17 protein-coding genes and 1 pseudogene are annotated in these 21,449 nt (G+C 70.1%); 12 read left to right on the forward strand and 6 right to left on the reverse strand.

The window, feature by feature from the left end; genetic code table 11:
* Window positions 1-10: 10 nt before the first annotated feature.
* The 3 genes from scpA to ACPXB1_RS23990 form a co-directional block, all read right to left on the reverse strand.
* Window positions 11-2,236 (reverse strand): methylmalonyl-CoA mutase, encoded by a 2,226-nt coding sequence (gene scpA, locus ACPXB1_RS23980; protein WP_355593369.1) that lies wholly within the window; start codon window positions 2,234-2,236, stop codon window positions 11-13.
* Window positions 2,236-4,092, reverse strand: coding sequence for a methylmalonyl-CoA mutase family protein (locus ACPXB1_RS23985; RefSeq protein WP_425735801.1), 1,857 nt, complete (start codon window positions 4,090-4,092; stop codon window positions 2,236-2,238). The genes scpA and ACPXB1_RS23985 overlap by 1 nt, the downstream gene beginning before the upstream one ends.
* A 123-nt stretch (window positions 4,093-4,215) precedes the next feature.
* The gene (locus ACPXB1_RS23990) at window positions 4,216-4,446 is read right to left on the reverse strand and encodes a hypothetical protein (RefSeq protein WP_355593365.1); all 231 of its coding nucleotides are present in this window, start codon (window positions 4,444-4,446) and stop codon (window positions 4,216-4,218) included.
* Window positions 4,447-4,609: 163 nt separating this feature from the next.
* Here ACPXB1_RS23990 and ACPXB1_RS23995 point away from each other — a divergent pair, with 163 nt between their 5' ends.
* The 3 genes from ACPXB1_RS23995 to ACPXB1_RS24005 all read left to right on the forward strand — a co-directional run bounded on the left by ACPXB1_RS23995 (window position 4,610) and on the right by ACPXB1_RS24005 (window position 7,534).
* A complete protein-coding gene (locus ACPXB1_RS23995) occupies window positions 4,610-5,902 on the forward strand; it encodes a sensor histidine kinase (RefSeq protein WP_355593363.1) in 1,293 nt (430 codons plus the stop codon).
* The gene (locus tag ACPXB1_RS24000) at window positions 5,890-6,549 is read left to right on the forward strand and encodes a response regulator transcription factor (protein WP_355593361.1); all 660 of its coding nucleotides are present in this window, start codon (window positions 5,890-5,892) and stop codon (window positions 6,547-6,549) included. The genes ACPXB1_RS23995 and ACPXB1_RS24000 overlap by 13 nt, the downstream gene beginning before the upstream one ends.
* A gap of 157 nt (window positions 6,550-6,706) precedes the next feature.
* Window positions 6,707-7,534: an SAM-dependent methyltransferase gene (locus tag ACPXB1_RS24005; protein ID WP_355593359.1), complete on the forward strand. Its 828-nt coding sequence runs from the start codon at window positions 6,707-6,709 to the stop codon at window positions 7,532-7,534.
* Between the two features lie 111 nt (window positions 7,535-7,645).
* On the opposite strand, the gene ACPXB1_RS24010 is transcribed toward ACPXB1_RS24005, so the two are convergent.
* Entirely contained in the window at window positions 7,646-8,176 is a 531-nt protein-coding gene (locus ACPXB1_RS24010; protein ID WP_355593357.1) for a MarR family winged helix-turn-helix transcriptional regulator, read from the reverse strand.
* Between the two features lie 170 nt (window positions 8,177-8,346).
* On the opposite strand from ACPXB1_RS24010, the gene ACPXB1_RS24015 reads away from it, so the two are divergent.
* The 5 genes and pseudogenes from ACPXB1_RS24015 to ACPXB1_RS24035 form a co-directional block, all read left to right on the forward strand.
* Window positions 8,347-10,650, forward strand: a complete 2,304-nt coding sequence (locus ACPXB1_RS24015) for an LLM class flavin-dependent oxidoreductase (protein ID WP_425735802.1) — start codon at window positions 8,347-8,349, stop codon at window positions 10,648-10,650.
* Window positions 10,640-11,707 (forward strand): LLM class flavin-dependent oxidoreductase, encoded by a 1,068-nt coding sequence (locus tag ACPXB1_RS24020; RefSeq protein ID WP_425735803.1) that lies wholly within the window; start codon window positions 10,640-10,642, stop codon window positions 11,705-11,707. The genes ACPXB1_RS24015 and ACPXB1_RS24020 overlap by 11 nt, the downstream gene beginning before the upstream one ends.
* A 277-nt stretch (window positions 11,708-11,984) precedes the next feature.
* Window positions 11,985-13,379, forward strand: coding sequence for an amidohydrolase family protein (locus ACPXB1_RS24025; protein ID WP_425735804.1), 1,395 nt, complete (start codon window positions 11,985-11,987; stop codon window positions 13,377-13,379).
* Window positions 13,380-14,181: 802 nt separating this feature from the next.
* Complete coding sequence (locus tag ACPXB1_RS24030) at window positions 14,182-14,478, forward strand: DUF1540 domain-containing protein (protein ID WP_355593349.1); 297 nt, start codon at window positions 14,182-14,184, stop codon at window positions 14,476-14,478.
* 128 nt (window positions 14,479-14,606) lie between these two features.
* A pseudogene (locus ACPXB1_RS24035) lies at window positions 14,607-15,374 on the forward strand (DUF2470 domain-containing protein); the annotation flags it as partial.
* On the opposite strand, the gene ACPXB1_RS24040 reads toward ACPXB1_RS24035, so the two are convergent.
* Together ACPXB1_RS24040 and ACPXB1_RS24045 are read right to left on the reverse strand one after the other, a co-directional pair.
* Window positions 15,322-16,449, reverse strand: a complete 1,128-nt coding sequence (locus tag ACPXB1_RS24040) for a Gfo/Idh/MocA family protein (protein ID WP_425735805.1) — start codon at window positions 16,447-16,449, stop codon at window positions 15,322-15,324. The pseudogene ACPXB1_RS24035 and the gene ACPXB1_RS24040 overlap by 53 nt on opposite strands.
* On the reverse strand, window positions 16,419-17,129 hold the full coding sequence (locus ACPXB1_RS24045; RefSeq protein WP_355593345.1) for a ThuA domain-containing protein: 711 nt from the start codon (window positions 17,127-17,129) through the stop codon (window positions 16,419-16,421). Before ACPXB1_RS24045 ends, ACPXB1_RS24040 begins: the two co-directional genes overlap by 31 nt.
* A 192-nt stretch (window positions 17,130-17,321) precedes the next feature.
* Between ACPXB1_RS24045 and ACPXB1_RS24050 the strand changes: the two genes are divergently transcribed.
* The 4 genes from ACPXB1_RS24050 to ACPXB1_RS24065 are packed head-to-tail and all read left to right on the forward strand — an operon-like array spanning window position 17,322 to window position 21,275.
* Window positions 17,322-18,863 carry a phenylacetate--CoA ligase family protein gene (locus tag ACPXB1_RS24050; protein ID WP_355593344.1) on the forward strand — a complete coding sequence of 514 codons (1,542 nt, stop codon included), beginning with the start codon at window positions 17,322-17,324 and terminating at the stop codon, window positions 18,861-18,863.
* Window positions 18,860-19,306: a DUF4188 domain-containing protein gene (locus ACPXB1_RS24055; protein WP_355593342.1), complete on the forward strand. Its 447-nt coding sequence runs from the start codon at window positions 18,860-18,862 to the stop codon at window positions 19,304-19,306. Before ACPXB1_RS24050 ends, ACPXB1_RS24055 begins: the two co-directional genes overlap by 4 nt.
* A complete protein-coding gene (locus ACPXB1_RS24060; RefSeq protein WP_355593340.1) occupies window positions 19,303-20,385 on the forward strand; it encodes a hypothetical protein in 1,083 nt (360 codons plus the stop codon). The genes ACPXB1_RS24055 and ACPXB1_RS24060 overlap by 4 nt, the downstream gene beginning before the upstream one ends.
* Window positions 20,382-21,275 (forward strand): hypothetical protein, encoded by an 894-nt coding sequence (locus tag ACPXB1_RS24065; protein WP_355593338.1) that lies wholly within the window; start codon window positions 20,382-20,384, stop codon window positions 21,273-21,275. The genes ACPXB1_RS24060 and ACPXB1_RS24065 overlap by 4 nt, the downstream gene beginning before the upstream one ends.
* The last annotated feature ends 174 nt before the right edge of the window (window positions 21,276-21,449 follow it).

Raw genomic sequence — 21,449 nt, forward strand, 5'->3', positions numbered from 1 at the left:
GCGGCGCCGCTCACGCGTCCGGGTGGCCGAGCCGCCGGGACAGCTCGGTGAGCAGCTCCCGGGCCGCCTCGGCGATCACGGTGCCGGGCGGGAAGATCGCCGCCGCGCCGGCCGCCCGCAACGCGTCGAAGTCCTGCGGCGGGATCACGCCACCAACGATGATCATGATGTCGTCGCGGTCGAGCGCTGCCAGTTCATCGCGCAGCGCCGGCACGAGCGTGAGGTGCCCGGCGGCGAGGCTGGACACCCCGACGATGTGCACGTCGGCCTCGACCGCCTGACGGGCCACCTCGGCGGGGGTCTGGAACAGCGGACCCACGTCGACGTCGAAGCCCAGGTCGGCGAACGCCGTGGCGATCACCTTCTGACCCCGGTCGTGGCCGTCCTGGCCCATCTTGGCCACCAGGATGCGCGGCTGGCGGCCCTCGGCGACGGCGAACTCCGCAGTGGCGGCGCGGACGCTCTCGATGGCCGAGACAGCGCCGGCCTCGTCCCGGTACACGCCGGAGATGGTACGGATCTGCGCGGCGTGCCGCCCGTACACCTTCTCCAACGCGTCGGAGATCTCCCCCACCGTTGCCTTCGCGCGCGCGGCGTCCACCGCCAGGGCGAGCAGGTTGCCCTCCAGACCCGGCCCCCGCGTGCCGTCGAGCGCGGCACCTGCCGCCCGGGTCAACGCGTCCAGGGCCGCCACGCAGGTCTGCTCGTCGCGCTCCGCGCGCAGCCGGCGCAGCTTCTCCACCTGCTGCGCGCGTACCGACCGGTTGTCGACCTTGAGTACGTCGATCGGCTCGTCGGCGTCCGGACGGTACTTGTTGACCCCGATCACCGGCTGCCGGCCGGAGTCGATACGCGCCTGCGTACGCGCGGCGGCCTCCTCGATCCGCAGCTTGGGGATGCCCTCGTCGATGGCCTGGGCCATCCCACCGGCAGCCTCCACCTCCTGGATGTGCTTCCAGGCGCGGGCGGCCAGATCGTGGGTGAGCCGCTCCACGTAGGCGCTGCCGCCCCACGGGTCGATGACCCGCGTGGTGCCGGACTCCTGCTGGAGCACCAGCTGGGTGTTGCGGGCGATACGCGCGGAGAAGTCGGTAGGCAACGCCAGCGCCTCGTCCAGCGCGTTCGTGTGCAGGGACTGGGTGTGCCCCTGCGTGGCGGCCATCGCCTCGACGCAGGTGCGGACCACGTTGTTGAACACGTCCTGGGCGGTGAGCGACCAGCCGGAGGTCTGGCAGTGCGCCCGCAGGCTCAACGACTTCGGGTTCTTCGGCTGGAAGTCGCGCACCAGACGGGCCCACAGCAGCCGCGCCGCCCGCAGCTTCGCCACCTCCATGAAGAAGTTCATCCCGATCGCCCAGAAGAACGACAGCCGGGGCGCGAACGCGTCGATGTCCAAGCCGGCGTCCCGCCCCGCCCGCAGGTACTCCACGCCGTCGGCGAGTGTGTACGCGAGCTCCAGGTCGGCGGTCGCCCCGGCTTCCTGGATGTGGTAGCCGGAGATGGAGATCGAGTTGAACCGGGGCATCCGCTCCGAGGTGAAGGCGAAGATGTCGGAGATGATCCGCATCGACGGCTGCGGCGGATAGATGTAGGTGTTGCGGACCATGAACTCCTTGAGGATGTCGTTCTGGATGGTGCCGGAGAGCTGCTCCGGCGCCACCCCCTGCTCCTCGGCCGCCACGATGTACAGCGCCAGCACCGGCAGCACGGCGCCGTTCATGGTCATCGACACGCTCATCCGGTCCAGTGGGATGCCGTCGAAGAGCTGCCGCATGTCGTAGATGGAGTCGATCGCCACCCCGGCCATGCCCACGTCCCCGGCGACCCGCGGGTGGTCGGAGTCGTAGCCGCGGTGGGTCGGCAGGTCGAAGGCGACCGACAACCCCTTCTGACCGGCGGCCAGGTTGCGCCGGTAGAACGCGTTCGACTCCTGCGCGGTGGAGAATCCCGCGTACTGGCGGACTGTCCACGGCTGCGTGGTGTACATGGTGGGGTACGGGCCACGCAGGTACGGCGCGATGCCCGGGAACGTGCCGAGGAAGTCCAGCCCGTCCCGGTCGGCAGCCGTGTGCAGCGGGGCGACGTCGATGCCCTCAGGCGTCTGCCAGGTCAGCGCCTGCGGGTCACCGCCGGTCTCGGCGCGCACCGCGTCCCGCCACCGGCCCAGATCGGCGTCGGCAGCGGTGGCCGGCCCGCCCAGCTCGACCTCGGAGAAGTCGGGAATCCCCACGCCCATCACGCCACCCCCAGGTCGTCAAGCGTCGTCTCCAGCACCGCGACCACGTCGCAGCCCGCGTACAGGTAGCCGTGCACGCCGGAGTGGTCGGCCGGTTTGCCGGCGAGCCACACCCGGTCCGCGCCCGCGTCGATCAACGCCTGCGCCACCGCCTCCGCCGACTGCGCGTACAGCCGGTCGGTAGAGCACAGGCACGCCACGCGGGCGCCGCTGGCGGTGAACTCGGCGGCCAGACGGGCCGGATCGTCGGTTCCGACCGGCGGCCGGACGGTCGCGATCCCACCGGCGGCGAAGAGGTTGGCGGCGAACCCGGCGCGGGCGTTGTGCGCGGCCGCTGGCCCCAGCGTGGCGAGGAAGACAGTGGGCCGCGCTTCCGTGGCCGCCGTGTGGGCGTCCGCCCGGTCCCGCAGCGACTCGTACGCCTGCGCGTACCGGTGTCGGGGCAACCCGCCACCCGGCGGCGCCGGCGCGGGCCGGCGGGCCGGCAACCGCTCCCCCAGGTGGGGAAACTCGCTGACCCCGGTCAGCGGATCCCGGCGATGCGCCAGGTTGTCGGCCCGACGCTGCCAGGTCGCGGCCAGCCGATCGGCGACCAGGCCGCTGTCCAGCGCCGCAGCCATCCCGCCGGCCCGCTCGATCTCGGTGAACCACGTCCACGCTGCCCGCGCCAACTCCTCGGTGTACCGCTCGACGTACCACGAGCCGCCGGCCGGGTCGATCACCCGACCGACGTTCGCCTCCTCCAGCAGCAGCGACTGGGTGTTGCGGGCGATCCGGCGGGCGAAGCCGTCCGGCAGTCCCAGGCAGTGGTCGAACGGCTGCACTGTCACGGCGTCTGCGCCACCCACGCCTGCGGCGAAGCAGGCAAGCGTGGTACGCAGCATGTTCACCCACGGATCGCGGGCGGTCATCATGGCCGTGGAGGTGACAGCGTGCTGGCGTTGCGCGCCGTGCTCCGGCACGCCGCTCACCTGTGCCACCCGTGCCCACAGCCGGCGGGCCGCCCGCAGCTTCGCGATAGTGGCGAACTGGTCGGCGGTGGCCGCGTACCGGAACTCCAGCTGGCCGAACGCGGCCGGCACGCCCAGCCCCGCCGTTGTGAGATCCCGCAGGTAGGCGACGCCGGTCGCGATGGCGCAGCCGAGTTCCTGCGCGTCGGAGGCACCCGCGTCGTGGAAGGCCGTCGCGTCGACAGTCAGCGCACGCAGCCCCGGGAACTCGGCGGCGCAGGCGCGGGCCCACTCGTCCACCGGGCCCTCCCACCGCTGCCCGGTGCGCGCCCGCCACCCGAGCGGGTCCACACCGAGGTTGCCGCGCACCTCGGCCGGCGGCACCTGCCGCTGGTTGAGCAACGCGAACCACTCCGGCACCGCCTCGACGGCGGCGGCACCGGCGTCCAGCACGACCCCGGCCAGGTCCAGGTAGACACCGTCCAGCGCGGTCGGCAACCCGGCCGGCGACATGCCGTCCCCGCCGAGCACCAGCCACAGGGAGGTGGCACCGTTCTCCAGGTCCGCGCCGACGGCCTCGGCGGTGACCTTCGGGTCCGGGTCGGCGTGCCGCTGCCGGATGTCCCACCCGGCCGGCACCGCGCCGGCCGCCCGGGCACCCCTGGTGTACGGAAACAGCCCCGGGGGCCCGGGCATCGGCGTCGGATCCTCGGCCGTGTACAGCGGCGCCAACGTCACGTCGTCGTAGCCGTGGTGGGCCAACAGATCCTCGACCGCGTCGGCCGGGGTGTCCTCACCGGCAAGGCCGGCTTTGCGCAGCACCCCCAGCGCCAACCGTTGCCACTGCTCACGCGTGGCGGCAGGGAAATCGGAAGCGAGGGGAAGCGTCTCTGACGGCACCGTCATGCCGGGATGGTAGAGGCAGCCGAGCGTCACCGCACCGCGGATGTGACGACATCAACTGCCCCTCGGGGAGGCCGTCCGTCGACGGCTGACGATGGTGTTGTGCCTGCTCACGCACCTTCGGGCCTACGTGCGGTGCCGGTAGTGATGCACGACGAGCCCGACAGCGGCGGCCAGGGCGATCAGTCCGAACCCGCCGCTGACGAAGAGGTTCTGACCCGCGATCGACATGGACCCGTTGATGACGGCGCTGACGATCAACACCAGCCACAGCACGGGACGCAGCAGCTTGCGTTGGTCCGCGCTGTCGGACGTGCCGGCGGTCGCGGCAGCGGCGGTGCGGTTGTGGTCTGTCATGACTACTCCCTCAGTGGTGGTTGATGGTGGCAACGCTATGCCGAAGACCAATCAACGACGATCCAGCCACCGGGCCAACCGAGGTACAGCAGGCTGTACTAACGCGCTCCGACGAGGCCGGATCCGCATTCGGTCGCCTATCGTCTGCCGGGGAGGTGCGCACATGCAGGGCGAAGACGCCGGCGCCACAGTGCGGGGGCCGGCCCGACCGGAGCGCGGGCACACGGTGCGCCAATACCTCCGGGAGCGCGTACGGATATCTGTCGACGCTCTCGAGCACCTCGTCGGCGGCCTCGGTACGTCGATCCTGGCGCTGACGGCGTTCCTGCTGTTGTCAGTGGTGGCGCTCGCGTGCGTGGTCGGCGTCGGTCTGGTGGTGGTCCCGTCGGTGTTGAAGGTCGTGCGCTGGGCCGCCGACCGGGAACGCGCCAGACTGTCGCGGTGGGCGTTCGACCTGCCCATGCCGCCTCCGGTTCCCACCGGACTGCGCGCCGCCCTGCGCGACCCGTGGGTGCGCCGCGAGTGCGCGTTCGTGGCCACCCATGGCACGTTCGGGTTCGTGCTGGGCGCTGTGGGGCTGTCGCTGCCGCTCACCGCCGTACAGAATTTCGTGTTCCCCCTGTACTTCTGGATGCTGCCCCCCGACATGGGCGGCCCCGGCTTCATCTACTGGAGGATCGACGGGCTGCTCGACGCGCTCGTCGTCGCGTTGATCGGCGTCGGTTGGCTCGCCGTGGCCGTCGCGCTCGGTCCGCGGATGGCCAACCTCCAGGCGCTGCCGGGACGACGGTTGCTGGCACCGCCGCGCGACGTCGACATGTCGCTGCGCATCGCCGAGCTGACCGCCACCCGCGCGGGCGCGCTCGACGCGCACGCGGTCGAGCTGCGCCGCATCGAGCGTTCCCTGCACGACGGGGCACAGAACCGGCTGGTCGCGGTCACCGTGCTGCTCGGCGCGGCACGACGCGCGCTGGCCCGTGACCCGGCGCAGCTGGCGGAGGTACTGGACCGGGCGCAGGACGCCGCCGAGTTGGCGCTCGCGGAACTCCGTACCGTGGCGCGCGGGATCCTGCCGCCGGTGCTCGACGATCGTGGGCTCGCCGGTGCGCTGCACGGCCTGGCTGCCGGCTCCGCCGTGCCGTGCACCGTGGAGGTCGACCTGCCGGGCCGATGCGCCGCGTCGGTCGAGGCGACGGCGTACTTCGTGGTGGCGGAGGCGCTGACTAACGTGGCCCGGCACAGCGGTGCCAGCGAGGCGGCGGTCACTGTCGGCCTCAGCGCCGGCCGGCTGCGCCTGTCGGTGTCCGATGATGGCCGTGGCGGTGCCGACGAGGGCCACGGCTCGGGGATCGGCGGCATCCGCCGGCGGGTCGGAGCCCATGACGGCCGGTTCACACTGACCAGCCCACCCGGTGGGCCGACAACGATAATCGTGGAGCTGCCGTGCGGATCGTGATAGCCGAGGACGACGCCCTGCTGCGGGAAGGGCTGGCCCTGCTGCTGCGGGCCGAAGGGCTCGACGTGGTCGCCACCACCGACTCACCGGACACGTTCTTGTCCGCTGTGGACGAATTCCGACCCGACGTGGCGATCGTCGACGTCCGGATGCCGCCCACCCACACCGACGAGGGCATCGTGGCAGCCGTCGAGGCCCGCCGCCGCAACCCCGACCTCGCGGTGCTCGTCCTTTCGGCGTACGTGGAGCAGGCGTTCGCCACCGACCTTCTGGCCGAGGGCGCGGTACGGCTCGGCTACCTGCTCAAGGAGCGGGTGGGTCGGGTCGAGGAGTTCCTCGGCGCGCTGCATCGTGTCGCCGGGGGCGGCACGGCCATCGACCCGGAGGTGGTCGCCCAACTGTTCGCCCGCAGCCGCTTCGACAGCACCCTGAGCCGGCTCAGCGCACGGGAACGCGACGTGCTCACCCTGATGGCGGAAGGGCTGGGCAACACGGCTATCGCGGAGCGGCTGTTCGTCACCGAAGGGGCCGTGCACAAGCACATCCGCAGCATCTTCGCCAAGCTCGGCCTCGCACCGGACGACCGGGCCGACCGGCGGGTGACGGCGGTCCTGCGGTATCTGAAGGACACTGAGCGCCGGATGTAGTACATCGGCGCGATGAATGTGCTGGTGACGGGCGGGTTCGCTGGGAGCGGTACCAGTCGGGGCGGAAATCCAACCTTCCCTATCGCTACACTCGCCGCAACGCCGGAGTCGTCAGCAGATTCCGGCCGGCGCTGATCCGTTCTGAATGGAGACGTCTGTGACCCGCGACGAGGCGGCACCGCCCGGCATCGACCCGAACATCCCCAGCGTGGCCAGGGTCTATGACTTCTTCCTGGGCGGCAAGGACAACTTCGAGGCCGACCGGAAGGTCGCCGAGCACGCTCTACGGATCACTCCGGACGGTCCGGCGGCCGGTCAGGCGAACCGGGCCTTCCTGCGTCGGGTGATCCGCTTCCTCGTCACCGAGGCGGGCATCGACCAGTTCCTCGACATCGGATCGGGGCTGCCCACCCAGGGCAACGTCCACGAGGTCGCCATCGAGCACAACCCGAAGGCACGGGTGGTGTATGTGGACAATGACCCGATCGTCCTGGCGCACGGGCGTGCGCTGCTCGCCGCCGAGGGCACCGCGACGGTGATCCAGGCGGACGTCCGGTCGCCGCAGCAGATCCTCGACGATCCCGACGTACGTCGGTTCCTCGATTTCGACAGGCCGGTCGGGTTGCTGCTCTTCGCGATCCTGCACCACGTCGGTGACGACGAGGACCCGCGAGCGATCGCGGCGGCGTTGATCGACGCGCTTCCCTCCGGCAGTTACGTGGCGATCTCGCACTTCCGTGACCCGGGTGAGCGCGACCCGGAAGGCTCCCGGAAGGCCCGCGAGGTCGAGCGGGTCTTCAACGAGTCGCTGGGCACCGGCCGCTGGCGCACCGACGAGGAGATCCTCGCCTTCGCCGACGGCCTGACGGTGCTGGAGCCGGGGCTGGTGCCGCTGGCCGAGTGGCGTCCGGAGCCGGACGCTGCCGCTCCCCTCCAGACCGACACCTACCACACCTTCGTCGGTCTCCTGGCCCGCAAGCCGTAGGACATCCGCCGGTCGGCGGGACGCACCTGCCGACGTTCGGCGTTCCGTCACCGCCGCGCCCAGCCACCGCCGCGCCTGGGCGGCGGTGCCCATCGGCCGGGCGGTGTGACGTCAGGAGGCGGGCTGCTGCGCCGGAGGTAGGACGCTGGTCACCGCCGCGCAGGGGTCTGTCCCCGGTGCGGCGGTGTGGATGGCCTCGGCGGCGCGCTCGGCGAAGTCGCGGAAAGCGTCCCGCTGGTCCTCGGGCAGTCCGCCCAACACCTGGTCCTCGGCGTGGGCCACCCGACGTTCGGCCTCGACGAGTGCCTGGCGTCCGCGTTCGGTGGCCACGATCCGACGGGCGCGCCGGTCCCGTGGGTCCAACTGCCGCTCGATGAGACCGGCGTTCTCCAGATCGTCGATGACGTAGGTCAGGACGCTGCGGTCGATCACCAGGCGGGCCGCCAGAGCGCCCTGCGTGGGCACCTCTTCGTGGACGACCACGGCCAGGATGTGGTAGCCGCGGCTGCCGTGCGGCAGGTCCTTCAACGCCTCCTCGACGTGGTCATGCCAGCGGCGCAGCACCATTCCCAGGGACCAGCCGAAGTTCGAACCACGTCGGCGGTCGGCTGCCAGCTCGCAGTCGTCACCGGCGTCAGGCATCCCCCGATGCTAACAGCCGATGTGTTGATCAAACACTGTTTGTCCCGTCAGACCATGGCCGTGGCGGCCCATGTCGAGGGGAATGCGCCACTTCGAGGATATGTTGTGCAGCATAAGATGCGTCGGGCAAACGATGTGTCCCACAACAGTCATCGAGGATCGGATGGGAAATGCCTGATTACGGCCATGAACTTCTGTTCGGGACGTTCCTGACGCCCAGCGCCCGGGATCCCGACCAGGTGATGGCGCTGGCCGAGCTGACCGAGGCAGCAGGGCTGGATCTCGCCACCTTCCAGGACCACCCGTACAACCCGGACTTCCTCGACACGTGGACCCTGCTCAGCTGGGTGGCCGCCCGCACCGAGCGGCTCCGCGTCTCCGCAAACGTCCTGAACCTGCCGCTGCGTCCGCCCGCAGTCCTGGCCCGCGCCGCGGCGAGCCTGGACCGGCTCTCCCACGGCCGGTTCGAACTCGGCCTCGGCGCCGGCGCCTTCTGGGACGGGATCGAGGGCATGGGTGGGCGCCGACTGACCGCCGGCCAGGGCGTCGCGGCGCTGCGCGAAGCGATCGACGTCCTGCGTGGCGTATGGGAAGACACGTCGGAGCCGCTGCGCCGCGACGGGACGTACTATCCGATCCCCGGCATGCAGCGCGGCCCGACACCGGCGCACGACATCGGCATCTGGCTCGGCGCCTACCAGCCGAAGATGCTGAAACTGACCGGCCAGAAGGCCGACGGCTGGCTGCCGACCCTGGAGTACCTCCGGTCGCCGGACCGGGTCACCGCCAACCGGCTCATCGACGAGGCGGCGGTCGAGGCGGGCCGGGATCCACGCGAGATCCGGCGACTGCTCAACCTGTTCCAGGTCAGCGCGTCGTCGCACAACCGTGGCTTCCTCCAGGGTCCACCCGAGCAGTGGGTCGACCAACTCCTTCCGCTGGTCCTCGAAGAGGGGTTCAGCTCCTTCCTGATCGGCCGCGACGACCCACTACTCATCCAGACCTTCGGGCAGGAGATCGCCCCCGCGCTGCGCGAGGCCGTCGCCAAGGAGCGCACGGGACATCACACCGAACCGGGACCGGTCCGGTCGGCCGTCGCCCTCGCCAGACGCCAGCCCGGCGTCGACTACGACGCACTGCCCGAGTCCCTGGCCGCCAAGGCCGTTGAGCCCGGCGACCCGCAGTACGAGCGTGTGCGCCACAGCTACATCCGGCAGGGTGCGCCAGCCCTGGTGATCCGCCCGGCCAACGCCGCTGACGTGGTGGATGCGGTGGCGTACGGGCGGACGCAGGACGTACCGCTGTCGGTGCGCAGCGGCGGCCACGGCATCAGCGGCCGGTCGACGAACGACGGCGGGATCGTGATCGACATGTCGGGGATGAACAAGGTGGAGGTGCTCGACCGGGCCACCCGCCGGATCCGGCTGGAGACGGGTGCCCGCTGGGGGCACGTCGCCCAGGCGCTCGCCCCGTACGGCCTGGCGATGAGCTCGGGTGACTACGGCGACGTCGGCGTCGGCGGCCTCGCGACCACCGCCGGCATCGGGTACCTCGTCCGCAGGTACGGGCTGACCATCGACCACGTCGTCGCCGCCGAGATCGTCACGGCGGACGCCACACTGGTCCGGGCTGACGCCGAGCACCACCCCGACCTGTTCTGGGCGATCCGCGGCGCCGGCGGCAACTTCGGCGTGGTCACCGCACTGGAACTGGAGGCGTACGAGGTCGGCGATGTCGTCTTCGCGCAGCTCACTGTCGACGCGAGCGACGCCGCCGGCGTGCTCCGTCGCTGGGGGCGGCTCGTCGAGGACGCGCCGCGGGAGATCAGCAGTTTTCTCAGCCTGTTTCCCGGCCGCCGGGGCAGCCCGCCGATGGCCCAGGTGACCCTCGTGCACGCCAATGACGACGTCGAGGCGGCGCAGGCGGCCCTCGGCCCGTTCCTGGAGATCGGCCCGATCCTCGACCAGCACGCCCAGCTAGCGCCGTATCCGGCGATCGTCGCGCCGCCCGGCAACCAGCATCGCGGGCAGGGTCTGAGCGACACGCACAGCGGGCTGTTGCACCACGTCACCCCGGAGGCGGCGGATGCCATGGCGGCAATGATCCGCTCCGGCGACGTGATGATCATGCAGTTCCGGTCCGTGGGCGGCGCCGTCAACGACGTCGACCGGGACGCGACCGCCTATCCGCACCGGGAGCAGAACTTCTCGGTGCTCGCCGCCACCGTCGCGGACCGCGGGCCCCAACTCGACAAGCTCTGGGCCGACCTGCGCCCGCACCTCGACGGCATGTACCTCAGCTTCGAGTCCGACACCGATCCGGAGCGGCTGCTCGACGCCTGGCCCGAGCCAACCCTCAGCCGGTTGCGCGCCATCAAGGCCACGTACGACCCGGACAACGTCTTCAACCGCAACTTCCCGATCCCACCGGCGCCCGCACGGCAGACCAGAGAGGAGGCCGACGATGTCGTTTGAGATCGGCCTGATCACCTTCGGCGAACTCACCGCCGACCCGGCCACCGGCCAGCTTCCCGACCCGCACCAGCACCTGCGTCACGTCATCGAACTCGCCGAGGTCGCCGACCAGGCGGGCCTGGACGTCATCGGCGTCGGCGAGCACCACCGCTCGGATTTCGTGGCGACGGCGCCACCGATGGTGCTGGCCGCGATGGCGCAACGCACCAGACGGATCCGTCTGACCAGCGCTGTCACGGTGCTCAGCTCCGACGACCCGGTCCGCGTCTGGGAGCAGTTCGCCACCCTCGACCTGCTCTCCAGCGGCCGCGCCGAGATCATCGCCGGGCGCGGGTCGTACACCGAGTCCTTTCCGCTCTTCGGCTACGACCTCGCCGACTACGCGGAACTGTTCCGGGAGAAGCTCGACCTGCTGCTGCGGATCCGCGAGACGAACCCGCTCACCTGGTCGGACGGGCGCTTCCGCCCGCCGCTGCGCGAGGCCGACATCGCGCCCCGGTCCCTTCAGAAGGAGCTGCCGATCTGGGTCGGCGTGGGTGGCACGCCGACCTCCGCCGTCGAGACCGGCGCCCGAGGGCTGCCCGTGATGCTCGGGGTCCTGCTCGGCACCGTTGGCAGCCACTCCCGCATCGTCGACCTCTACCGGCTGGCGGCCGAGCGGGCCGGGCGCGATCCAGCCACCCTGCGGGTCGGGCTGGGCGTGCAGGGTCACGTCGGCCGGACCAGCGCGGAGGCGCGGCGGACGATGTACCCGCACTTCACCGCCGGCTTCCGGGACAACAACCACAAGCGGGGCGAGGGATTCGTACTCAGCCCGGAGAAGTTCAACGCCTTCACCGGTCCGCAGGGCGCCCTCGTCGTCGGCAGCGCCCAAGAGGTGATCGACAAGGTCGCGGCCTACCACGAGGTGTACGGCATCAGCCGGTTGCTCCTGCACGTCGGCTTCGGCGGAATGCCCCAGGCGCAGATCCTCAAGTCCGTCGAGCGGCTCGCCACCGAGGTCGCCCCGGTGCTTCGCCGGGAGCTCGCGGTCCCGACCGTCACCTATCCGGAGTGAATGTCGGGCGACACGGGATCGTCAGTGGTCGGCAACGTGTGGGTGTCGATGACTACGGCTTCGTCATAGCGATGAGGTGTGGAATGGCCAGCGCCGAGGTGCCGTGCGACGGCAGCGACCGTTTCCTGCGCGTCGTGGTGTCGCAGGGCGATGGCGAGCCTGGGTGCGCCGCACCTGGGCAAACGGCGGCCTGGTTGCCGTTGCCGGGTGGGCGGAGGCTGATGGCATCACCCACCCGGCGCGGCCCCGCCCCGGCCTGATGAATAGGACTTTCCCTTTGTCTTCCTCCGACACCACCAGTCTTGCCGTGCTCGAACAGCTTCAGCAGCGGTCCGCCGACCCGCAGCGGCGCATCCTGTTCACCGGGGCGACCATCGTCACCATGGACCCCGACCTCGGTGTCCTGCACGACGCCGACCTGCTCGTCGAGGGCGAAACGATCACCGCGATCGGTACCGGCCTGAGCCAGGACGGCGCGGTGGTCGTCAACGCGGCGGGCACGATCCTCACCCCTGGCTTCGTCGACACGCACCGGCACGCCTGGGAGACCCAGCTGCGCCGGATCATGCCGGACGTTGACGACCTCGGTGCCTACGTGATGTCCACCCTCGCCGGTTACGCCACCGTCTACCGGCCCCACGACATGTACGTCGGCACCAAGCTGGCCGCCCTGACCGCGATCGACAGCGGCATCACGACCATGCTCGACTTCTCCCACAACTCCCGCACTCCCGAGCACTCCGACGCCGCCGTCCAGGCCCTCATCGACACCGGCATCCGCGGGGTGCACGCCTCCATGGGCCCGCACTTCGGTGACTGGGACAAGCAGTGGCCCGGCGACCTGGCACGCCTCAGGGACACGTGCTTCGCCAGCGACGACCAGCTGCTGACCCTGCGCCTGGCCGCCCTGGCCACTGACGAGATCGCCGGGCCCGCCCTCGCCCACGGACCCGAACTCGCCCGCACGGCCAAGGATCTGGGCATCGGGGTGAGCGTCGATGCCGTCTTCGGCAGCTCCTCCTCGGCGGCCATCCTGAACTGGGCGAAAGACGGCATCCTCGGCCCGGATCTCACCCTCATCCACGCCACTGGCCTCACCGGCGAGGCGTGGAAGGCGATCGGGGCAAGCGGCACGACGGTCGCCCTGGCCCCGACCTCGGATGCTCAGATCGGGCTGGAGACCGCGATCCCCGCGATCGACGAGGCCCTGGCCGTCGGTGTGCGCCCCGGGTTGAGCATCGATGTGGAGGTGGCGCTGGTCAGCGACATGTTCACGCAGATGCGGGCCCTGCACGCCATCCAGCGGATGCGCGCGGTCAACGCCGTCCACGGCACCGAGCAGCAGCCGGAGCGGATCACCACCCGCGACGTCCTGGACTTCGCCACCCTTCAGGGCGCCCGCACCAACGGCCTGGCTGGCGTCACCGGCTCACTCACCCCGGGCAAGAAGGCCGACCTGGTGGTCATCCAGGCCGAGGACCTCAACAACATGCCGCTCAACGATGCCGTCGGCACCGTCGTGCTCGGCTCCGACGCCCGCAACATCAGCGTCGTCCTCATCAACGGCACTCCCCGCAAGTGGAACGGCCAGGTCCTTGACGTCGACCTGCCCACCCTGCGCGCCGAGGTCCACGCCTCCCGCGAGTACGTCCTGAACACCCCTGCGGCCTGAGCACCGCCCGTTCGCTTCGAAGACCTGAGTAACGCCTCCTCCGGGCCTCAGGGAGCGGGGGCGCGCCCCCGCTCCCCGAGAGAGATAACGCGACTTCAGCCGCGCCACGCGCCCCGGCAGTTGGGCCCTCCAGCTCGCTGGCCGTGTCGTCCCGCTCCGGGTACGGCGGCACGTTGATCTTCAGCAGATGGACCTCCGCAGCACGGCCGATCGCACCCGGTGTGCCGGCAGCAGCGCAGCAAGTGCCAGTAGAGGTGCAGAAGTCGTCACGCCGGTCCGAAGATCTTGTCGTTCACGGCCTGGACGGCGATGTAGCAGCTCGATCACTCAAGGAAGTAATCGATGTTGGGACTGCGTGCGAGTGCATCAAAGAGCGCATTGACGACTCGGCTCGCTGGACCGTCTGCTCGCGAACGGTGCGAGTCAGTCGATGCTTCGAAGCGATTCGCAGAAGCGCTGAGAAGCCGAAAGGCGCCGTTGAGTAATTGCGGGGTCCGCCGAACTTCCTCTCCTTTCCGCGACCCGGCAATCAGGCCGGTCAACCGCACACAGGGCCGCCCACCAGGTAAGGCAAGACTTACCTAACAATGCGGCCTGACCCCGACGCAACTGTAAGGGAACGACGAAACGTCAGTGCGAGCAACGGTGCGCTGTTAGCGTGATGTCGTTCGACGCTCTGATTCAAGGTCCCGAGAGGTGGCGGGTTTGCCGTCCACCTGGGTGGCAAACACGGACTGACATATGAGTACGCCGGCCGACGAGTTCCTTTACCGCGCCGGCCCTTACGGTTTGGGAGAACATCATGAAAACTCTGCTCCAGTCGCCCCCCGTGCGTGAATGTGCCGCGACCGCGTGCAGCTTCAACGCCAAGGGCTGTCACGCTCCGGCGATCACCGTGGCCTCGACGGGCGACGCCGCCTCCTGCGCCACGTTCGTCGAGTCTTCGATGCAGGGCGGCATCCCCGAGGTGACAGGCGCGGTGGGCGCGTGTGCGCGCTCCGAGTGCACCTACAACGCCAACCTCGCCTGCACAGCCGAGTCCATCACCGTCGGCCCGGGTGCCACCGTCAGCGACTGCCTCACCTACCAGCCTGCCTGACGGCCACTGGCGCGTGCCGACGTGACATCACACCTACGGCACGGCACCACCTTGGCAAAGGGTAGCCTTACCTACTACTGTCACGATCCGAGGCCGATTCACATTCACTACAGGCCAAGGGGACTGACATGGTGCTCCACCCAGCCGGACGATCAGCGGAGCTGGCGGATCCCGCGCACGCTGCCGTACCGGCTGATCGGGCCGCCGTGACGGCACGATCGGCCCTGGCCGCCGCCCCGTCCCTGCGGCTTCGGCTGGGCGACGCCTGCGCCGACCTCATCGAGTCACACGCCGTCCTGCCCGACGGCACTGTGATCCTCGCCGTGGATGCGATGAGCCGGACCGGCGGCCTGCTGGTCGCGGCTCGCGGTCGGCCGGGCGCGGTACGGCTCGACGTGACACAACTCGTCCCGGTCGCCGTACGCTCCCGCGTGCGGGCCAGGGTGTGGATGCAGGGCACCGCTCGCCGGTTCGACTCGGGCATCCTGGATTCCTGCGACTGCGACACCGTCATGTCCCTGCTCGACCTGCCCCCCGTCGCGCTGTGGGCCGTCGAACCGGTCGAGGTCGGCCTCACCGACGACATCGGTGACACCACGGTGAGCGTCAGCACCTACCGTGGCGCGCGGCCGGACCCGCTCGCCACCGACGAAGCCGGACACCTGCAACACCTCACCGACCGGCACGGTGATCTCCTCGATCAGCTCGCCGCGCGTGTCGACCCCGCGTTGACCGCCGGGGCGACGCGAGTCGTACCGGTCGCCGTCGACGCCGACGGCATCGTGCTCCGCGCCGAGGCGCCGGGCCGGCACACCGACGTCCGGCTGCCGTTCGCCCAGCGGGTCACCAGGAGCGCCGACCTCGCCGAAGGGCTGCGGATGCTGCTCGCCGAGGCGTGAGCGGTACTGGTGCGGGTCGCTGCACCACCGTCGTCAGCTCCATCCGCCGGCCCTCGGCCGCCGACTTGAGCACTGTGGTCATCGCGTCGAGTACGTGCAGCGCGACGTCGCCTCCTGCGCGCGGCGGACGCTCACCGTCGGCGGTGACAAGGTCGATCAGACCGACGCCCCGGGACGCCTCGGCGTAACCGGCCTGCGGTTCGAGAACGCGCCATTCGGTGCTGCCGAGCGCGCAGAGGCGGACCTGACCGTCGAAGTTGTTCGGATCGGGTACGGCGAGAGTGCCGGTCTCCCCGTGCACCTCGATCGGTGCGGCAGTCGTCGCGACGCCGTCGAAGCTCATGGTGATGCTGGAGAGAGCACCGTTTACATGTTCGAGGACGCCTGACACGTGGGTGTCCACCTCGACCGGAATACGCTGGCCGAGGCGCGGGCCCGAGCCGATGACGCGCTCGGCGCGCAGGCGGCTGGCGGCTCCGCTCACCGCGCGGACCGGTCCGAGCAGGTGGATGAGCGCCGAGATGTAGTACGGCCCCATGTCCAGCAACGGGCCGCCGCCCGGGGCGTAGTAGAAGTCGGGGTGGGGATGCCAGCGCTCGTGCCCCGGCGTGACCATGACTGCCGACGCGGACAACGGGCGGCCGATGAGCCCGCCGTCGATCGCCGCCCGCGCCGTCTGCGTACCAGTGCCCAGGACGGTGTCCGGCGCGCACCCGACGCGGACACCGGCCGACGCGGCGCGTTCGACCATCGAGCGGCCGTCTTCGAACGTCACGGCGAGCGGCTTCTCGACGTACACGTTCTTGCCCGCGTCGATCGCGCCGAGCGAGATCTCGGCGTGCGCCGCGGGGATCGTCAGGTTGAGCACCGTCTGCACGTCCGGGCGGGCGAGCAGAGCCTCGACGGTCACCGCCTCGGCCCCGGGGACGGTGGCCGCCGCCGCGGCCGACCGGGTGGCGTCGAGGTCGGCCAACGCCGCGATGGTCACCGCCGGGTGGTTCGCGAGTGTGTCCAGGTACGCGCGGGAGATGACCCCGAGACCTACGACGCCGACGCGGTGCGGGTCGCCCACACCATCCCCCTCTCGATGACGGTACGGACGCTCGTGTGCTCCAGCACGTCGAGGCTGTGCCCCGGGGTGGTCACGACGACGCGCCCGGCACCCCAGAGTCGGGTCCAGATCGCCGGCGAGGTGACCGGCCGGTGCCACGGATGCCACCCCTGCGTCGGATGGGTAGTGACGGCCAGGACGTCGATCAGGTCGTCGTGCAGCACCCAGTACTGCTCGGTGACCAGGTCGAAGTCCTCGATTCCGGCGGTGATCGGGTGCTCCCGGCCGAGGTCGGTGATGCGCACGGTGTGCGGCAGGAAGTTGTCCTCCTCGCCGCCGCGACGCTCGCACGGCTCCCGACCCGGATGGGTAGCGAACTGGCCACCCACCAGATGCAGGTACTCAGCTGAGGCGCGGAACGAGTCCACGATGCCGCCGTGCCAGCCGGTGAACCCCGTACCGGCGATGACCGCCGCGCTGAGGCCCGCCGACTGCTCCGCGGTGATCTGCGACATCGTCATGCACTGCACCACGAGGTCGGTGCCGGCCATCTCGGCGGCATCGGCGTAGATCTCCGTCGACTCCTCGACCCGTACGGCATAGCCACTTCGTTCGAGGAAGGGGATGAACAACTCCGTCGCCTCGACCGGCCGGTGTCCCTCCCAGCCGCCCCGGACCACCAACGCTCTCTGCTGCGTCACCCTCGCTCCCTCCGGTGCCTGTCGAGAACCGAAACCGTACTCGTGGTTGCCGCCTCGGACCATTGACGCGGAGTACGCTTCAGCTGTCGCAGCGGCAGACCCTCCCGGTGGGCGGCGGCTGGGTCCGGATACTCAGGACGGCCGAGTATCCGGCATCAGGCGACCGACCCGAAGGTCCAATAGCCTGGGCGCGTGGTGACATTCCTGCGCCGTTGGACGTTGCGCTTCGCGAGCTTCGCCCTGACCTGGCTCTACACGCTGTACCGGATCCATCCGGCTATGTGGCGGCTCACCGCACGTCAGTATCGTCCGTACATGGGGCGCTTCGCCCGACTGCACGCCTGGATGACCTGCCAGTTCGCCGCTATCGACGTGCCCGCGTACGGCGACTACCTGCGCCGCAACAACTGGCGGTTCCGGTGGTTCGACCTGTCGTCGTACCCGCCCACCGACAAGCGGTCCTACGTGCAGGCGTACCCGGAGGCGCAGCGCTGCTGGCACGGTGAGATCGAGATCGCCGGCAGCGTTGTCGACGAGTCGTCGGGTTCGTCCGGTCAGCCCTTCAACTGGATCCGCAGCCGCCGGGAGTTGCGCTCGGTCCACAAGAACCTGGCCGGCTACGCCACAATGGTGTTTCCGTCGAAGCGGCGGTTCGTCATCAACGCGTACTCGATGGGCGCCTGGGCCACCGGAACCAACACCGGCATCGCCATGTCCACGATCGCCATGGTGAAGAACACCGGACCGGACCTGCAGAAGATCATCGACACCCTGCGGTACTTCGGGCCCGGCTTCGACTACATCGTCACCGCGTACCCCCCGTTCCTGAAGCATCTGCGCGACAAACTCGACGCCGAGGACTTCCCGTGGGCCGAGTACCGCATCAGTGGCCTGGTCGGCGGTGAGGGGATGACCGAGGCGCTGCGCGACTATCTCCAGGAGCGGTTCGTCAAGGTGCGCTCCGGCTACGGGGCCAGCGACCTCACCATCGGCATCGCCGGTGAGACCGACTTCAGCGTCTGGGTCCGCCGGCGTCTGCGTACCGACGTCGCGCTGCGGACCGCCCTGCTGGGGGCGGACGAGCATCGGCTGCCGATGGTCTTCCAGTACAACCCGCTGGAGACGTACCTGGAGACCACCCCGGACCAGGAGGTCCTCTGCACGATCAACTCGACGGCGGTGCTCAATCCCCGGGTCCGCTACAACATCGGCGACGAGGGCCGGCTGGTGTCGTACCCGGAGGTTGTGGCAGCCATCGTCGACCCCGAGGCGCGGGCCGACGCGGAGCGCGCCTGGCAGGTCGACCGGATGCGGCTGCCGCTGCTGTTCCTGTACGGCCGCAAGGACAGCACGATCTCCTACATGGGTGCCAACATCTACCCGCAGGACGTCGAGTACGGCCTCTACACAGGCAATTCGCAGGCGCACCTGCTGCAGAGCTTCTGCCTGGAGTTGACCGAACAGGCCGACCTGGAGACCCGGCCGGTCATCCACCTGCAACTTCGCGAGCACCTGACACTCGGCTCCGATGAGCGGCGAAGCCTCGTGGACACCTGCCGCGCGGGGGTCCTGCGTCACCTCGCCCAGGTCAGCCGCGATTTTGCCGAGTCCCTCGCCGAGGATCCGTCCGCCGCCGACCTGCGGGTGGAGGTCCACGAGTTCGGCACCGGGCCGTTCGCCGACGCCGCCTCTAGGATCAAGAACGTGTACCTGGTGAAGGGCGTGACGGTGTGAGGACCAGCGACTTCTCGGCCGCGCCTCCGGTGGGCCAGGCGACGGCGATGTTCGTCGGCGCCACCCGCTACCGGGGGCCGCGCTCGATCCTCACGCTCACCCGGGTGTGGTTCAAGATGGTTCGGCAGATGAAGCGGATGGACGGATACCGGTGGCACACCGTGTATTACCAGTTCCCCTTCACTCTCGGCACCATCGCCTTCTTCAGCGACCGCGACGCGCTGCTGAAGTTCGCCCGCAGCCGCCACCACCGCGACCTCATGTGCTGGGTGACCGATCACGGCACGAAGAACGCGACAGGCGGCTACATCCGCCTCTACAACGCCGAGCCCCAGGGCTACAGCAACGGCGTCTGGCGGGCCGAGTCCGACGGCATGGCACACATCCCGACCTTCACTCCCCTGTCCACCGAGACGTCCGGCCCGGCGGTGCATCGCGGATGAGACTGGTTCCCGTGCGGTCGCGGGCAGACCTGCGGGCGTTCGTCGACTTCCCGCTCCGGCTCCACCCGACCGACAGGTACGTGCCTCTGCTGTCATCGGTGATCGCGAATCACAGCCGTACCGCCGAGCTGTTCCTGGTCCGCGATCGACACGGCGCCGTCGTGGGGCGCACCAGCATGCACCGCAGCACGGCCTTCGACGCCAAGGTGGGCCCCCGACAGCTGTTCGGGCACACCGAGTTCGTCGATGACGACGACGTCTTCGCCGCCATCATGGACGGCGTCGAGGCCAGGGCCGACGGCCGACCGCTCTTCGGTCCGGTGGCGCAGCTTCCGAACCAGACCGGCGGGGTGATCACTTCCGGCTACGCCGACCGTGGCTTCGTGGACTCCGCGTGGAACCCCGCCTACTACCCGATGATGTACGAGCGGCACGGCTTCCACCGTCGCTTCGAGGCGGACACCTGGCTTGTGGACCTCGACGGTACGGCCACCGGCGACCCCGACCACGGGTTCGCCTTCGACGACGCCCGGATCGACGCCGAACAGCTCGTCATCCGGCGCGGCTCCCGGTGGCGCCTGCGCCGCCAGCTGCCGATCCTGCGGCAGATGCTCAACGCGAGCTTCGCCCAGCTCGGCTACTACACCACCATCTCCGCCGAGCAGCTGGCAGAGCAGACGGACGGCCTCGCGTTCCTGCTCGACGAGGCGCTTCTGCTCTGGCTGGAAAAGGCCGGCCGACCCGTCGCGTTCGTCGTCACGGTGCCGGACATCTCCGAGTACCTCATGCGCGTCGGCGGTCGGCTCGGCGTCATCAACCAGCTCCGTCTCCTCGCCACCCGCGACAGATACCGGCGCGACGCCGTCCTCATCATCAAGGGCACCGTGCCCGACGAGCAGGGCAAGGGGTACCTGACGCTGCTGTCCCGGGAGTTGCATCGCAACCTCGCCAGCAACCGGTACCGCACCTTGCGCAGCACCTTCGTCGAGCGGACGAACGACGCCTCGGCAGCCCAGTACCGGCGCGCCGGCGGGCGGCCCCTGCACGGGTACACCTTCTACGAGAGGGCGACGGCGTGAGCTGGGTGGAGCAGCTGCGGGCCAACGAGGCGATCTGCAACCGGGCACCGAGCGCGCACAACACGCAGCCGTGGCGACCGGAGTACCACGCCGACAGGATCGTCATCGATGTCGACGCGGCCCGCAGCCTGCCCGACTCCGACCCGACCGGCCGCGATCTGGCCCTCGGCATCGGCGCATTCGTGGAGACCTGCCTCATCGTCTCCGCCGAACTCGGTCTCTCCGTCACCGCGGCCCCCGGCCCGCAACTGATCCCCGCGGCGGACCGCTACCGGACTCCCTTCACGATCGCCGACGTCGAGGCCCGCCGGGTCGCCCGTGGTCCCTACGAGCCCGGGTACGTCGACGCCGATGTCATCGCGGAGCTGGAGCCCGGCATCGCGCACGTTGCGACCCGGGATCTCGCACCGGATCTGGAGGTCGCCGACCGCTGGATGTTCGGCACGCCAGCCGTCGCTGTCGAGTTGCGTGACTGGCTGCGCCTCAGCCCGCGCCACCCTCGGTATCACCTCGACGGACTCACGGACCGGGCCCTCGCCCTGTCCCGGTCCGAAGCGTGGGCCCTGTCCACAGCGCTTCGCGCGTACCCCGCCGCCCGCCGGCTCGGCCTTGCGGCCCTGTTGGCCGCCAGCGGTCGCGGTCTGTTGCGCTACGACGGCAGCATCCTGGTCCTGCTCGCCGACGGCGACGACCGCATCGCCGCAGGCAGGCGCCTTCTGCGTACGTGGCTGACTCTCGCCCGGCACGGCCTGACGGTCCATCCGCTCAGCCAGCTCATCGACTGTCCGGCGACGGCCGCTCGGCTCGCCGAGCGGGTGGGCGGCACACCTCTCGCGGTGTTTCGCGTCGGTCGCCCCCGCACCGAGCCGGTCCGCTCGGCCCGGCTCTGACGCGCTGTCCCAGCACCGGTCTTTGGGCGCTGCCTCCCCAGGAACGGCGTGGCAGGTGAGCGTCGTCCCGCGCGAGGCGTGAGCCCGGCGGCGAGCACTGTAGGCCGATCAGCAGCGGCTGGGCTCGCAGGAATCTTTCCTACATCAATATTTAGTGGTATCTATTTCACACCG

The organism is Micromonospora sp. DT68 (assembly GCF_049847245.1).
GTDB lineage: Bacteria > Actinomycetota > Actinomycetes > Mycobacteriales > Micromonosporaceae > Micromonospora > Micromonospora profundi.